This is a genomic window from Hoylesella shahii (genome assembly GCF_937990675.1).
Taxonomy (GTDB): Bacteria; Bacteroidota; Bacteroidia; order Bacteroidales; family Bacteroidaceae; genus Prevotella; species Prevotella shahii.
Genome location: NZ_CALKQY010000049.1, coordinates 1 through 16945, shown reverse-complemented (window position 1 = coordinate 16945; position 16945 = coordinate 1). Strand labels below are relative to the sequence as shown.

Sequence of the window (16945 nt, the reverse complement as noted above, 5' to 3'; positions counted from 1 at the left end):
CTTGAGCGCCATAGTGAATGCTCAACATGGGCTGAAAGCGCTCTTGTCAACCAACCAACACATAACTATGCGTAAAAAAATAGTGCAAGGCGCCAAATGGTGCGCCACAAAGTTAAAGGCATCTTGGAAATGGTACAAAGGCTTATATGCCGGCCGCAAGTGGTATTTCAAAGGCGGCGTGGCCCTTGTGTCGGCTTTCATCGCGTTCTTGCTATACCTCGGTATGGTAGACATCAACTTCCTTTGGCTCTTCGGTAAGTCGCCAGGATGGTCCACCATCAACAACCCGATTTCTGCACAAGCATCCGAAATTTATAGTGCCGATGGAAAACTCATTGGCAAATATTTCAACGAAAACCGCACACCCGTGGCTTACGCTGATGTTAACCCCGTGTTTTGGAATACGCTTATCGACACCGAAGATGAACGTTTCTATAGCCACTGGGGCGTAGACCCCATCGGTATGTTTGCTGCCGCCAAGGATGCCATCACAAAAGGCGATGGACGTGGCGCGTCTACCATTACACAACAGCTGGCTAAAAACCTCTTTAGGGTGCGCACCGAATATTCTACGGGACTGCTGGGCAAAATCCCTGGCATTCGTATGCTCATCATGAAAACCAAAGAATGGATTATCGCCACTAAGCTGGAAATGAGCTACGATAAAAACACCATCCTCTCGATGTATGCTAACACGGTGGACTTTGGTTCGTCGGCCTACGGAATTAAAACAGCATGCAAAACCTACTTTAACACCACACCGAAAGATTTGAGAGCCGAACAGGCTGCTACGCTTGTAGGTATGCTCAAAGCTACCACCACTTACAACCCCATAACACATCCCGAAAACAGCATGAAAAGGCGCAACACTGTGTTGGCTAACATGGTGAGGCGTGGCCATCTCTCGCAAGAGGCCTTCGACACCCTGTCGATAAAACCTATCAAGCTTAACTTCAGCGTTGAAACCAACTATGACGGAAAAGCCAACTACTTTAGGGAAGCTGTGGCCGATTACCTCAAAGACTGGTGTGAGGCTAATGGATACGACTTATATACCAGTGGCTTGAAAATTTACACCACACTGGATAGCCGTATGCAAAAATATGCTGAAGAGGCTGCCACTAAGCAAATGAGGCAGGTTCAGCAAAACTTTAATAACCACTGGGGCAAAAACGACCCTTGGATTGACGAGCGTGGAAGGGTTATTCCTGATTTTATTGAGGGCATCGCACGCAAACAACCTGTATATAACTGGCTGCTAGAGAAATATCCTAACCAACCAGATTCTATCACTTATTATCTAAATAAACCGCATAAAGTTAAACTGTTCGACTATGCTAAGGGTTCAATTGAAATGAATATCTCTACAATGGACTCGATACGCTACATGGTTCGCTTTATGCACTGCGCCTTCGTGGCCATGGAACCACAAACAGGTGCAGTGAAAGCTTGGGTGGGCGACATTAATTTCGACTCGTGGAAGTACGACAAGGTTAAAGCTATGCGCCAACCTGGCTCTACCTTTAAGCTCTTCGTATACACCGAAGCCATGAACCAAGGACTCACCCCTTGCGACAAGAGACGCGACGAATATATCTCGATGCAGGTTTACGACAAGAAAAAACAAGAAGTGGTAACATGGACTCCTTCTAACGCTAATGGTTCGTTCTCGGGCGACTCTATGCCGCTAAAAGCAGCTTTTGCTAAGAGTATCAACTCGGTGGCCGTGCGCTTGGGTCAGGAGATGGGCATCAAACGCATTATCGAGACTGCCGAAAAAATGGGTATTAAGAGCACTTTGGAAGATGCTCCCTCGCTTGCACTTGGCTCAAGCGACGTTAATCTGCTTGAACTCACCAATGCTTATTGCACCATTGCCAACGATGGTATGCACCATGACCCTGTGCTTGTTACCAGAATTGAAGACAAAGACGGCCATGAAGTGTATCTAGGGCCAGCTGCTACCGAACAGGCTGTGCCTTATAAAAGTGCCTTCCTTGTGCAGCAACTGCTAATGGGTGGTATGCGCGAACCTGGTGGTACTTCTCAAAGCCTATGGGGATATGTAAGCAATTTCCGCGATACCGACTTTGGTGGTAAGACTGGTACATCTAACAACCACTCTGACGCCTGGTTCATGGGCGTTACTCCTAAACTAGTGGTGGGTGCCTGGGTTGGTGGCGAATATCGAAGCATACACTTCCGCACAGGTGCTCTTGGCCAAGGAAGCCGCACGGCATTGCCTATATGTGGCTATTTCTTACAATCGGTGCTTGGCGATCCCGCCTTTAAACAATATCATAGTAAATTTGGAAAGCCACGGGATGCCGACATTACACGCGACATGTACCTGTGTGCTAGCTACTATTCGCACGCTAAAAACGACACAACAGAAACAGACAGTGCCGGGGGCGGGGGCCTTATCATTCTGGATGGTAACGGAAACCCCATCAAAGAGATTACTCCAGGAGACCTCGTCCCCTCTGAACCGGGCATAGACAAAAGAAAGATTAAGCCCACTGAGCAACCTCTAAATCTCGACGAGCTATAAGCTCTAAACAATCAAAGGCATTAAGCACTGCCAAAGCTTTTAACACAAGGCTTGTTGAGACACAAACAAAAAGCCATTTAGAGACCTCACTATTCTGATTGCCGTGTCAAAAACGCTGTAAACCATAAGGATTTAAAATATACGGTGAAAGACTAGTCAACACAAACAGACTTTATTTTACCCATCCTAAAACAGACTTCACCCGCTTAAACGTGAACAACGATACGCCCAACCAAATAGATTTAGAGAACGAGGAGATGCAAAAAGCACTCCAGATTATACAGTTTACCCGTCGCTCGCTCTTCCTAACGGGAAAGGCGGGCACGGGTAAATCCACGTTTATGCGCCATATAGCGGCCACGATTAAAAAGAAACACATCATACTCGCACCTACTGGTATTGCTGCTATTAATGCTGGTGGAAGCACTCTTCATAGTTTTTTCAAACTGCCTTTCCATCCCTTGTTGCCCAACGATAAACGATACTCTAATCGAAACATTCGCGACACACTGAAATATAATGGTGAAAAAACCAAGTTGTTACGCGAAGTGGAATTAATCATCATCGATGAAATTTCAATGGTTAGAGCCGATATTATCGACTTTATTGATAAGGTTCTACGCATCTATAACCGCAATATGCGCGAACCTTTCGGTGGAAAACAGTTGCTCTTGGTTGGCGATATTTATCAGCTTGAACCCGTTATTAAAGAAGAAGAACGCCAACTGCTACGCCCTTTCTACCCTTCTAACTTCTTTTTCGACGCCCAGGTGTTCAGAGAGATGCAGCTTATTGCCGTGGAACTGAAAAAGGTGTATCGGCAAAGAGATACACAATTTATCGCTCTGCTCGACCATATACGCACATCGCATGTGTCGGATAGCGACCTGCGTTTGCTTAATGCTCAGGTAAATGCCGAAATAGGGACCGAAGCAGGGCGTTTATCCATCACCCTTTCGGGACGTAGAGACACGGTTGACTATATCAATGAAAAACAACTTAACACCCTACCCGACCAGCCAACAATATTTTATGGACACATCGAAGGCGAGTTTCCTGAAAGCAGTTTACCCACACCCATGGAGTTGGAAGTAAAAACGGGCGCACAAGTGCTGTTTATTAAGAACGATAAAGAACGGAGATGGGTGAACGGCACGCTAGGCACTATCATTGGCTTTGGCGACGAAGAAGATGGTATTATATATGTACGAACAGAAGATGGGCGAGATTTCGACGTGCAAAGAGAAATTTGGTCGAACGTAAGATACACTTTCAACGAGAAAGAACAGAAAATTGAAGAAGAGGAAATTGGCAGCTATCAACAATTCCCCCTTCGCTTGGCATGGGCTATCACCGTACACAAAAGCCAAGGTCTAACCTTTAACAATGTAAAAATTGATTTTACTGGTGGGGTTTTTGCTGGAGGACAAACCTATGTTGCTCTATCACGCTGCACCTCTTTGCAGGGTATCAGTTTGCAGGAACCCATCCGTAGAGAGAACATCTTCGTGCGAACAGAGGTTACTAACTTTGCACGCAACTATAATAACCTCAACATTATTAATACTGCATTACAAGAAAGTAAAGCTGATAAACAGTATGTCGACACCATCGCTGCATTTGATAAGGGAGATATGCAAGCGGCCATCGATAACTTTTTTCTTGCCATTCATAGTCGCTACGACATCGAGAAACCTACCGCCAAAAGGCTTATTCGAAAAAAGTTGAACGTTATCAACCACTTAAAAGAACAACTAGAAGAGGCACGCGCTTTAGAAAAGCAACGGGCAGAACAGCTTAAACGACTGGCTACTGAATACATGCTACTGGGAAAAGAGTCGGAAAAAGAAGGCATGCCACAAGCTGCTATCAGGAATTATGAAAAGGCTTTGGAACTATGGCCCGAACTTCCCGAGGCCAAACGTAAATTGAAGAAATTGAAAAAAGATGGGATTTAGACGCTCAAGATTAGTTTAGTCAAAGATGCTCTCTTTCATACTGTGCTATATCTCCAATTCTTGCTTCCTACTCGTCTCTTGGTTGCTTCTCTACATCTTATTCAGGATATTCTTTTGGCATTGTTGACTATACTTTCAGATGTATACTAGCCTATATGTTCAATAATGCACTACATCTTTAGGTGCTACAATGGGCGATTTCAACAAAGCAGCAGTGACGTGTTACTGCTCCAGAAATTGTAAAATATCTATACCAAAATTTAACATTATGAGTGCCGTCCACACAGAAATTCTGGACGATGGGGCAAAAAATGCGCGTATTTTTAAAGTTTGTAACTATCTGATATATAAACGTTTTCATATTAAAAGGTGCAAAATCTCCTTTATTTTGCATGGTTTTGCCACTAAATGTGGGGTTAAGTGCAAAATCTAAGCCACCAAACTGTTTTTATCGATAACCGTAAAAAACTCCTTAAAAAAGGGGTTTTATACCACTTTTCGCCCATTTTTGGAGCTATTTGCAGCAAATAGTCTTGCGTTTTGCTGCATTTTACCTTGCGTTTAGCACGAGTTAGCCTTGCGTTTTGTAGGAGTTAGCAGTGCGTTTTGTAGGAGATTGCGATGCGTTTTGGTGCAAATCGCAAAACTGCAAGATGCTTTTCGGGTAACTTTTTTGTATTTTAGGGAAGCTACAAACGCGCAATTTTTATCGAAATAGAAAAGTAAAAACCCAGTAAATGGAGAAATTTGAAGAGTGAAGACCTTGATGCATGGTGAAATTTCACCACAAAAAACGTCGTTTTCGTGGTTTTTAAGAGGAAATTCTTTCTAGAATAGTTCGATTGGAAAATCTATTTTGTAAAATTTATTTACCTCTTTAACAATTTAATTCTGAATTATTGATGAGTGAATAACAAACTAAAGTATAAAGACCTGTGCGAAGTGCTGATAAAACCTGTCTACGAAAAAGTGTGCGATTGCAGGTGCTTGCTTCTATTCCCTGTTGGGATAGTTCCATCTCCCAATAAGTTATTACACCATTTAAACTTGAGCTTGGGTAGAGAATATTATTAGGGTATAGCTATCGCTAGTTTACTGGCCACTGGTCTTTCTTATTATTTCCATCTAGTAGGCAGTACTTTCAAGAAGGAATCAAACAATATAATCCACCTTTCCTTTATATTTCTTTGATACTGTTATTATTATCTTGACATTTGTATATCATAATTGTATTAAGAAAGAAAAGTTCACTTGATTATATTTAATAGGGTGAGAGGCTATCCGTCTTTTCTTTTACGATAGGTTGAACTACGCACCAACAACAAAATAATATTCTCTTTCAGCATCATCAACTTAGTTAACCCCGCAACATTATAAAAAACTGATTTTTCTTTGGTATTTTGTAAAAATATAACACTTAAGTCTTTGCTATTTAATTTACATTTAATAAATTTGCAACACGATATTCTTATTAAAAATCTAGACAAATTTAACCATTATCATGTGTATGAGACCTTTAATAATATGTACACTCTTTTGCTGCTTCAACAGTTTAACTGTATCAGCTCAACGTTATGACTTTCATGTCGGCCTGCGGTTGGGTTGTGGCATTAGCTCAAACTCAAACGTGCAGCACATACTTGTGAGTGAGGAGTATTACTCCAACTATACTTTTCGTAAACGGTTACAAGTAGTTCCCACAGCCGAATTGTATTTTCTCTACAAACCCCAAGGAAATCTATGGGGCATTGAAGCTGGTATCACCTATTACAACAGAACGGCATGCGTTCGATACGACGATAAGAACGAATTAAACTATACGCTTTCTGCACGATATCACCACTTAGGAATAGCCTCCTACTTTAATCTTTACCCCTTCAAGGAGAAGAACACACTACATATATCGCTTGGTGGACGCCTCGGTGCGAACCTATCACCCCAAAATCTAAGTTACACGGGCAACCAAGAGGATGAGAAATTTACAAAATGGAAGTATCCTAGCTTAGAAGAGACGGAACGAGTGATGCAAAGCAAACTGCAAGGGCGTCCAGACGCTTCGCTTGGCGGTGGCGTGGGTTACGATTTTCACTCTGGTTTATGTATCGACCTTCGATTTCATTACAGTCTTGCCAGCACCATCAAAACCGAGACTAACGTTTTCAACTGGGTAGAATATTCCAACCACAACTGGCAAGCTGAACTCTCGGTGGCGTATGTGATAGACATTAAATGATACTTCACGATAGCACAGCACCGCCAGAGGATATTATAAACGCTATCTTTTCTTTAAGATTAACAATCACCCTCTTTAATGGCGATGAATTTCCAACTACTATGGAACTATTATAGGAAATAAGCTTTTGTTCATCCCGAAACCAATAGCTCAGTTGGATATGAATCTGCCTAGTCGTTAAATTCTTGTCCTACGAACTGGAAAAGAACATAAATAACAGCACGTTGATTTGCTTCTACTGCGCGCGCACCTTATTCTATTTATCCACCTATCCTAACATGTACACAAATAATCCTACCTCCAATAACCACCATAACAAGTGGCGCATTATAATCATCCTAGGCGTGCTCCTTGCACTCCTACTGTGCCTACGAGTATGCAAACAAAAAGCCACAGAAACGCCAACATCACCAGCCCTCCAGCAAACGGCATTATCCCAGGTAGCTGTACAACGCTGCACTAAAAAGACGTTTGCCTTTACTCAAAACAAAACGGGTAGACTTATAAAACAAAGGAGAAAAATAAAAAAGGGAAAGACTCAACACCAAGAACAGCCTGCAAAACGAAATCCGATTAAAAAGACCATAACACCAGAAGACAAGAGCATGGCGAAAGTGATGCCAACGAAGCGCGAGCAAACCGAACGTTCTTCGCTACAGCAGTCCGAACAACCGAACGAGTCGCAACCTGCACCTTTATCAGAACAAAAAGCAGAGCATCAAGAAGAACTCCCAACTATTGTAAACGAACTTGACACGATGAAACGTAAAACCAAGTCTGAACACAAGCCTGCTAAACGGCTCTCTGCTCGATACAAGAGTCATACTCAGTCGCGCATCGGTATAAGGGCTGGTGCAGGATATGCAAACATCGTAGCCCTTGGAGAGATGATTGAAGACTACAGCATACGCCCACACTACACATTAGAAGAACATGGTTCAACCGTCCCCACTCTAGGGCTTTTCGTATTATTACGACAAGACCGACTGGCTGTAGAACTAGCGGCAGACTACACCTGGCTATCTGCCAACCTAGTGGAACACAAACAAGTGGGCAATATCCACGAGAAAACAATGTTTCGTTACCATGTAATCATCCCGCAGGTGGCACTACGCCTCTATCTCCTTGACAACTTTTATATGGGAGCGGGTGTAGCACTTGCCTTACCTACCAATCCTGGAGGCTTAGATTTCACAAGCGACCGACCAAACATGTTAGCCTCGGCAGACAAACTAATCCAAGCTCACCTAAGGGAAACACTGCGTGCAAAACCACAGGCCACACCCTTAGTAAAAGTGGGCTACTCTTCGTTTAAAAATGGTATTGAAGCATCTCTACAATATGGTTATGGCCTAACCGACCTTATTAAAACCAACGACAATCCTTATGGCTACCACCCTGCAAGAAACAATTGTCATCTCTTCTTGTTAACTGTGGGTTACACCATTCCTATAAAGCACATCCTAAAAAGCACTCGCTAATACTCAATACTTATTTTATAATCCTCACCAATGCTTTTTCCAATCAAAATAATCATGAAACAATCTATATATCGTATTGCGGTAATAGCCTTATCCCTATTGTTTGCCTTATCAATCCCTTTGCATCGAGTACTGGCACAGGTTGTAAATCAATCATCGCGATATGCTCCCGGTGGCGTAGCGGGCTATGCAAGATGGGGCTTGGGTTGCGACACCTCACCAATATTGCTCAACAGTGGCAAAGGTATGACCTTTGTTGGTGTAGGTAAGGTGCGACAAGGCAGCGAACAGTTGTTATGGAACGTGAGCACAAAAGATGGCAAAACACGCTTTGTACAGACCACCGCTCGCACGGCCGACCTCACTCGTGGCACTTTTATGAATTATATAGGACGCGACACATTGCCCTCATTACGGCTGTACTCCTATGTTACATCGGCTGCGAATGGCATTCGCGGAACGCTCGTTATTGGTGGTACAACCAAAGATAGATTACCGGTTGGGATATTGAAAGAAGGAATGGCAGAATACGCTGTGTACCCACGAGCCCTTTCGGTTACCGAGCGCATGCGCGTAGAAAGTGCTTTGGCTCTGCGCCATGGCGTTACATTAACCCATTCGTACTTCAATTCTAAAGGTACAGTCATACGTAATTATTCCCGTCTCAAGAGCTACAACCACCGTGTAGCAGGCATTATTAACGACAGCACATCACGCTTACGTCAAACGTCGAGTGCAAGCAGCGAGGGTGAAGCTGTTGTTCAACTGTCTACAAAGACAATGGCCGAAGGTGCTAGTGTTCTTTGGGGCGACAATGCCAAGAGAGTGGCATTCTCTTCAGACCAGGGAAAAGGTAAGTGGATGCAACGCCGATGGGCTGCCACAACCACAGGCGCATCTGTAACCAACATGGTCTTGACATTTGATACGCACAGCATACGCCAGTTGGAACCGCTTACCAAGGGTGAAAACTATTACTTAGCCATCGACAGGAGCGGAACGGGTAAGTTCCCAGCAGGGCAGGTGGGTTACTACAAGGCTCGCATGGGACGGGGCGACAGTCTTATCTTCTCGGGTTTAAACACCGACGTGGGCTTGAATTTCTTCACGCTACGTATCGCAAGCGACTTTTTCTCGACCATCGATATGGTTCAACCTCAATGCTCAACAGGGGCAAAAGGGCTAATGAGGGTGCAACTTACGGGTGGCAAACCTCCTTATCGTGTAATCACCACCCTCGACAGCAAACCTGCCTACACACTAACAACACCAGACAGCGTTGTAACCATTCCGGCACTTGTACAAGGCAACTACGTGCTTACTATTCACGACAACAGTGGTAAATGCCTCACTAATGAGATTATGGTTTACAATGCCGACTTACCTGACGTTCCCGAACTAGAGGATGTACGTTTCGTTCAAGGTGCAGAACGCATCTACCAATTGCAAACGAAAGGCAACTACACCTGCCGCTGGCGAAGTCCTGCCGGAACATACATGGACGGTCAGCGTGTAACACTTAACGAGAATGGGGTATATACTATAGAACTAACCAACGAAAGCGGCTGCTCTACCCTACGCACCCTGAACGTGACAACAATTGCAAGCGATAATTTCTCTCGCTATGAAGTATCGCCCAACCCCACGCGAGACGGATATGTAAATGTGCGCGTAGAGCTGACTGAACTTGATGCACTCGTGCTACGCCTTTACGCTCCCAATGGCGCGCTGCTACAAACTGAGCAACACGACGCCGACAACTATCACGCCACACGCCTTTACCTACCTGTAGCTGGTACTTATGTGCTCGAGATGCTCAGCCGTGGGACAAAGCGAAGCGTAAAAATAATTAGAAGATAACCTATATACCAAATTCGGAACTACAAACCAAAAGCGCACATGAAAAGATTTACACGCATCACATCGATCGTTGTCATCACACTAATGACACTCGCATCCTGTAACGATGGTAGGCACACATCACCTGCCCTCGGCGAACTAATCCAAAAATCACCGCACGCAGCGAAACATACTATCCAAAATAAAGCTAAACAAACGCCAACAACAACCATTCTTAAAGAAACAAATGGCATAAGCAACGCACAGACTCAACCAATTACGAAAAAGAATAAAGCATTGTCGCGTTGGCAACATTTCCATCACCGCACAGTGAGCAAATTATTTGCTCACAACATGGCCGACTCTTTAAGCGTGGGACATGCCGAGCTTCGCGTGCCACAAGGAAGCATGGACCGTTCAAAAATACTTAGTGTAACACCACTAGTTAAAGATGAACTACCCACACTACCGGCTGGTATGGTTAATGTTACGGGCGATAGAAATGCGTCTGTTTCCGTTTCGTTGAAAAATGGAGTGGCAGGCTATCGCCTCCTACCCCATGGCGAACACTTCGTGCACAAACCAGCCACCATAACAGTGCCCTACGATAGCACACTCATCCCAGAGGGTTATACTGCAAACGATATACACACCTATTACTATGACGAACTGCAAGGCAAGTGGACAATGCTTCGCCATAAAGCCCTGGATAAAGTGCAGAAGGTGGTGACGGCCGAAACATCACATTTCACCGACGTAATCAATGGTATCATTAAAGTACCCGAGAGTCCTGAAACACAAAACTATGTTCCTACAGGTATAGCTGAACTCAAAGCGGCTGATCCTGCAGCGGGCATAGCCACAGTAAATGCACCCACACCCAACCAAAACGGAACGGCATCACTGGGTTACACCTTTGAACTACCCAAGGGTCGCGCTGGTATGCAACCTAGCGTCGGTCTGCAATACAGCAGCGACGGCGGTTCTTCTTATGTGGGTTACGGGTGGAGCTTGCCTGTGCAGAGCGTGGACATCGAAACACGCTGGGGTGTGCCACGCTTCGACCCCAACAACGAGAGCGAAAGCTACCTACTGATGGGTACAAAACTGGGCGACCGAACCTATCGTAAAACCGAACCTACTGCAAGAAAGCCTAACAAGCGTTTCTACCCACTGGTTGAAGGCAGCTTTGCGCGCATCATACGCAAAGGCGATTCGCCCACCAACTATACTTGGGAGGTTACATCCAAAGACGGAACCACATCTTATTTCGGGGGGATTGATGGAAAAAGCGTTGACAATGCTGTTATAAAAGATGGTGAGGGCAATATTGTGCGATGGGCATTATACCGTACAGTAGACACTCATGGCAATTTTGTTTCCTACACATACGAGCACCGTGACAGTACCCTCTATCCCAAATCCTATCGCTATACTGGACATGCTGACAATGAAGGACCATATGCGGTGAATTTCAAATATATTTCGGGAACACGTAAAGATGCCGTAAGAAGCGGACGACTACGCATACTGCAAACCGATAATGCATTACTCCAACGCGTGGAGGTGAGCTTTAATAATGAACCAATACGAAGCTTTACATTACACCACCACGAAGGACCATTCGCCAAAACTCTTCTTGATAGCATTGTGCAGAACGACGCTAAAGGGGAAAGAGTGGCTGCTCAGAGCTTTGAATACTATAACGATGTGAAAGACGGAATGTTCTCGAAGAAACCCATAGAATACACAGCTGAACAAGATTATTATGGTAATCTTGTGAAAACTCACTTCGGACACTTTGACGAAAGCCTGTCACTGCTGGGTGGAGGTTCGGCAAAGGGAAACACACTAGGTGGTGGCGTTATGGTAGGTGGCGGATGGGGGCCAGCCTCAGGTGGAGCAGGTCCCTCATTCTCGTACAGCAAAACAGAAAACAAGGCGCACGTCACACTCGTCGATATAAACGGAGATGGCATGCCTGACAAGGTTTTTAAGGACGGAGATGGCAACATATACTACCGACCCAATCTAAACCGCGACCTCGCCCACCCCTTGTTCGGAGAGGCGAAGCGCATATTGGGCATTTCTAGCTTTACCGAGGGATCGGTCACTAGCAACACGTGGAGTATTAACTTCTCCACTGGAATCGGACCCATAAGTACTGGCGCTTCCTATAGCAGAACCACCGAAAGAAGCAGAAACAAAACCTATTTCCACGACTTCAACGCCGATGGGCTCATAGATATAGCTCACAACGGCGTGGTACACTTTAACCACAGCGATGGGTCAACAGTGACCTTCAGCCCCACAAGCGGTGGAACGCACAATCCTATAGGAGGTGGTACGACCAACTTGGACTCAACTTTCATTCCTGACAGGAAGACCATCAGGGAGCAGATGGAACGCGAACATCCTTTACACGACATTGTAAGACTGTGGCGCGCACCGTACAAGGGAACTGTGAAGATTAAGGGAACAGTGGTTAAACCCTCTCCAAAGGGCGACGGCGTAAGCCTGAGCATACAGCACAACGACTACGTACTATGGAGGGACACATTATTACAGTCGGGGCAGGTGACTATTCCCGAGAAGTCCTTGCACGTATGGCCTGGCGACTACCTATTGTTCCGGGTGAGTGCAAAAAATTCTGGCGAAGGCGATGCTGTGGATTGGGACCCCGAAATTATCTATACCCATACTAAAGTCAAAACCTATGCAGGAACAGATATCACACACTATCGACATTCAAAAGATGCAATCAGTGGCGAAGCCCCAACTGCCCCGCTGTCCGTAAATGGTGAAGTGCATTATTCGGGTAGGTTTAGCAAACTCAAAACAAGCGACGACATTACGCTTTGCGTGATTAGGACAGACAGTACTGGGAAACAAACAGTGATAGCAAGCAAACACTTACCCGCAGACACTGTTGCTTCGGGAAAATTCGAAGGGAGTTTCCAATCTGTTGCAAAAGCATGCCAAACCGTAAGCTTCATCGCTAGAGCAAACAGCCCTATCGACTGGCAAGCTTTAAAATGGGCGCCAATATTCCACACCGACACGACCGAATACATCATCGCACCACAACGTACAATGTACAACAAGGTTGTGGCGGCGGCAATCGATACGCTCGTGAGCCTACCTCCAAGCGACTCCACTTGGGGAGATAGATTAGTTCTAGTACCTAATTTAAGGGTAACACGAGAATCCGACAAAGATACTGATACGGCCACGGTTTACCTCACGCTGAAAGATAATCATGGAACATTAATCTATCACCGAAAGCTGAAGATGGAGCGTATGAACGTGCTTTCAAAAGATGGCGACATCATCGATGGTAATCATTTGCTTACGAAACTATCAACAGGCAAGGTGCAAGCCTGCTTCTCCGTACTCAACGAGCTAAACTTTGCTCATGTGGCTGAACTACAAATCCTGCGCGATTCTATCCTTTACGAGAAAGATAAATTAGGTAAAAAACATGAAGTGGGACGAAGACCTGTACACGTGGCTACAATAGACGCCTCAGTACACTCCAGTTTCAACAGACTTGACTATGGTACGCTGTACCGTGGTTGGGGACAGTTCGCATGGAACGGCAATAACACAGAGCCTATCAACCCGAGCGAAATGAGGGCACCCGACGCAACCTCGTTAGGAACAGACCAGGAAGGGGCTTCAGAATTCGTTAAGAACGGCTCGTTCGATGCCAACTCGCAGAAATTCTTCACGCTAGCATACGTAGCCAAAACTAATAAGTATGTCACAGCAACAGACAGTGCATACGTAAGCGGGATAACCATGCGCCCATCGCGACTAGGAACCGACGAGATAGTGCTCGACGTACCTAATTACGACTCTAGTGGGGAAGGACTTCCTGCGCCCGTTCAAGAAACAGTATCGGTAACCACGGGCACGACTATCTCGGCAGGCGTGTCACTCGGCGCCAGCGCAGGAGTTAACCAAAGCGAATCATCACAAGAATCTACAACTACCGTTTCGGTGACAGACATCAACGGAGATGGATACCCCGACTGGATGAGGGGCTGGGCCTCAGCCAAAGAAAATAAGATAACCGTAATGTTTACACAACAAACAGGAATGATTGGAAGGGTACAGAAATACGGTGCACCATTACCCTCGACGAACGGCAACTCAAGCAACAGTGGACACGACGTGGGGTTAAGCTTTAACCCTAGTGCTTACAACATCGCCAAATTCAAAGAGCAAACAGACGCCGCCAAGGCCGCTGTAGCCAAATGCAATGCCAGTCTGCTTCTAACGGGACGGCTAGACTGTAACGCCGGAGGAGCGAGCTTCAGCAGCAACATCTCAGAAGCATCGTGCGGCGCTAGTGGTAACTTCTCAAACGGCACATCCATGTCGACAATAGACTGGACTGACCTCAATGGTGATGGGCTGCCCGACGTACTGACTGATGGTCTAGTAAGCTATGGTTTGGGATATTCCTTAGCTCCTGCTGTACCCGCAGGCACAAACAAGATGACGAACGCCTTAAACAACAACTACGGTGACGGGAAGGGGGTATGTATCCCCGTTAGAGGTCCCTTTAGCATCTCTGGAGGACAAAACGACACCGAAAGCCTCACTATGGGCATGGGGGCATTTCACGACGTCAACGGAGACGGATTACCAGACTTCGTGGAACGCGACTTAAAGGGCAATCTCAACGTCTCGTTCAACACGGGCGTTGGGTTCATGCCTGACGTAAAGATGCAAGACAAGTCTGAGATATCAAGTGACTTGGGCTCTTCCGTGGCCCTTTACGCCAGCACGGCCTACACCATCCGCATTCCTCTTCCCTTCGGCTTCGTTATCACCATCACGCCTAGTACACAGGGGTCGCACAGCGAAAGTGTGAACCGTACTCGAACGGCGATGCTCGACATTGACGGTGATGGTTTGCCCGACATTGTATTCAGTGATAATGAGAACAGCCTAAAGGCCTATCGCAACCTCACTGGCCGTACCAACCTCTTGCGCAGCGTCACTCTTCCATTCGGCGGACACGTCCGCGTGGAATATCAACAGACGATGCCTAGTTTCGCCATGCCAGGCCGACGCTGGGTGATGTCGGCCGTGGAGACTTCAGGCGGTTATGCCGAGAACGGGGCAACGCGCATGCGCAACGAGTTCGCCTACGAGGGTGGCTACCGCGACAGGCGCGAGCGCGACTTCTTTGGGTTCGCCAAGGTCATCACCAGACAGCTGGACACCCAGAACAACAATGCCGTATACCGCACGCAGGTGTCTGAGTACGGCCACAACCGCAACCTCTACATGCACGACCTCGTCACCGCCGAAACGCTCTACGATGCAGCAGGCAACAAACTGCAAGGCACCCTCAACACCTACGAGGCAGTACGGCAGCGCGACGACAGCACGAGCGTGTTCCCCGCGCTCGTTTCCATTAGGCAGACGGTCTACGACAACGCTGGACAGGGCAGCATGAGCACCACCGTGCACAACACCTACGACGCCTACGGCAACCTCGCATCCTACAAGGAGACGGCCACCAACTACGAGCTGCGCGCCGACATCGCCTACCACGAACTGCGCGAAAGCCACATCGTGGCACTGCCGCGACACATTGCGGTGAAGGACAAGGCGGGCAGGGTGTATCGTGAGCGTTCAACGGAAGTGGACAACAAGGGCAACATCACCCGCATCACCATGCACAACGGACAGCTCTCCTCGGTGTACGACATGGCCTACGATGCCTATGGCAACCTGGTCGCACTCACCAAGCCCGAGAACCATAAGGGGCAGCGCATGCGCTACGAATACACCTACGACGGCGTGCTGCACCAACTGGTGACGGGTGTGAAGGACGCCTACGGCTACACCTCGTCTACCGACTACGACTACCGTTGGGGCGCACCGCTCGAAACACGCGACATCAACGGCAACCGCATGCACTATGCTTACGACGATGTGGGTAGGCCCGTCGCAATCGTTGGCCCGAAGGAGCTGGCCGCTGGCAGGCTCTACACCGTACGCTTTGAGTACCATCCCACAGGCCGCTGGGCGCGCACGCTGCACTACGCCCCCGAGGGTGACGTGGAGACGCGCACCTTCGCCGACAGCCTGATGCGCGCCGTGCAGACCAAGCGCACGGGCGTTGTATGGAAGGGCGGGTCGGCGCACAAGGTGTCGATAGTGAGCGGCCGCACCGTACAGGACGCCTTCGGCCGAACCCTCAAGGCGTACTGGCCCACCGAGGAAGCATTCGGCAGCATGGGCCTATATAATAAAGGTGTGGGCGACCTGCAAGCCGTCACCGAATACGACGCCTACGACCGCCCCACCAAGGTGACGCTGCCCGATGGGGCGACCACGACGACTGCCTACTCCATCGTTTCCCACGATGGTGAACCGATGCTCGAGACGCGTGTTACCGATGCGCTGGGCAGACATGCCGAAAGCTACACCGACGAGAAGGGGCGCAACCGAGAGACGGTGCAGCACGCCGGCGGCGGCGACGTGCGGGTGAGGTACGACTATGATGCCGTGGGGCAAGTGCTCTCCGTGCATCACCCCAACGGCAAGACAACCGCCTACCAATACGACCTGCTTGGGCATAAGCTACGCGTGAACCATCCCGACGCGGGCGAGGTGACCTGCACCTACGACGCCGCGGGCAACCTCCTCACCAAGCTCACGGCGGAACTGAAGAAGACCATCTCCGACAAGGCCTCCATCACCTACACCTACGACTACGAACGGCTAAGCGAGGTGCTCTATCCCAAGAACCTCTTCAACCGCGTCACCCACACTTATGGCAAGCCGGGCGAGAAGTACAACCGCGCAGGCAGGCTGGTGCTGGTGGAGGACGCCTCGGGAGGCGAGGCCTACTACTACG

At 47.4% G+C, this 16945-nt stretch carries 6 protein-coding genes; all 6 read left to right on the top strand.

The window, feature by feature from the left end; translation table 11 throughout:
* Positions 1-67: 67 nt before the first annotated feature.
* A complete protein-coding gene (locus tag QME03_RS07145) occupies positions 68-2551 on the top strand; it encodes a transglycosylase domain-containing protein (protein WP_281723901.1) in 2484 nt (827 codons plus the stop codon).
* Positions 2552-2808: 257 nt separating this feature from the next.
* A complete protein-coding gene (locus QME03_RS07140) occupies positions 2809-4509 on the top strand; it encodes an ATP-dependent DNA helicase (protein WP_281723969.1) in 1701 nt (566 codons plus the stop codon).
* A 1507-nt stretch (positions 4510-6016) separates the two neighbouring features.
* Positions 6017-6742 carry an outer membrane beta-barrel protein gene (locus tag QME03_RS07135; RefSeq protein WP_025817024.1) on the top strand — a complete coding sequence of 242 codons (726 nt, stop codon included), beginning with the start codon at positions 6017-6019 and terminating at the stop codon, positions 6740-6742.
* Positions 6743-7020: 278 nt separating this feature from the next.
* Positions 7021-8223 (top strand): hypothetical protein, encoded by a 1203-nt coding sequence (locus QME03_RS07130; RefSeq protein ID WP_281723900.1) that lies wholly within the window; start codon positions 7021-7023, stop codon positions 8221-8223.
* A gap of 54 nt (positions 8224-8277) precedes the next feature.
* On the top strand, positions 8278-10083 hold the full coding sequence (locus tag QME03_RS07125) for a T9SS C-terminal target domain-containing protein (protein ID WP_281723899.1): 1806 nt from the start codon (positions 8278-8280) through the stop codon (positions 10081-10083).
* 39 nt (positions 10084-10122) lie between these two features.
* The coding region (locus QME03_RS07120) for a SpvB/TcaC N-terminal domain-containing protein (protein WP_281723898.1) at positions 10123-16945 on the top strand (6823 nt) is incomplete at its 3' end.

Coding starts and splice junctions, on each gene's coding strand:
- QME03_RS07145 (WP_281723901.1), top strand. CDS start 68: ATGCGTAAAAAAATAGTGCAAGGCGCCAAATGGTGCGCCACAAAGTTA.
- QME03_RS07140 (WP_281723969.1), top strand. CDS start 2,809: ATGCAAAAAGCACTCCAGATTATACAGTTTACCCGTCGCTCGCTCTTC.
- QME03_RS07135 (WP_025817024.1), top strand. CDS start 6,017: ATGAGACCTTTAATAATATGTACACTCTTTTGCTGCTTCAACAGTTTA.
- QME03_RS07130 (WP_281723900.1), top strand. CDS start 7,021: ATGTACACAAATAATCCTACCTCCAATAACCACCATAACAAGTGGCGC.
- QME03_RS07125 (WP_281723899.1), top strand. CDS start 8,278: ATGAAACAATCTATATATCGTATTGCGGTAATAGCCTTATCCCTATTG.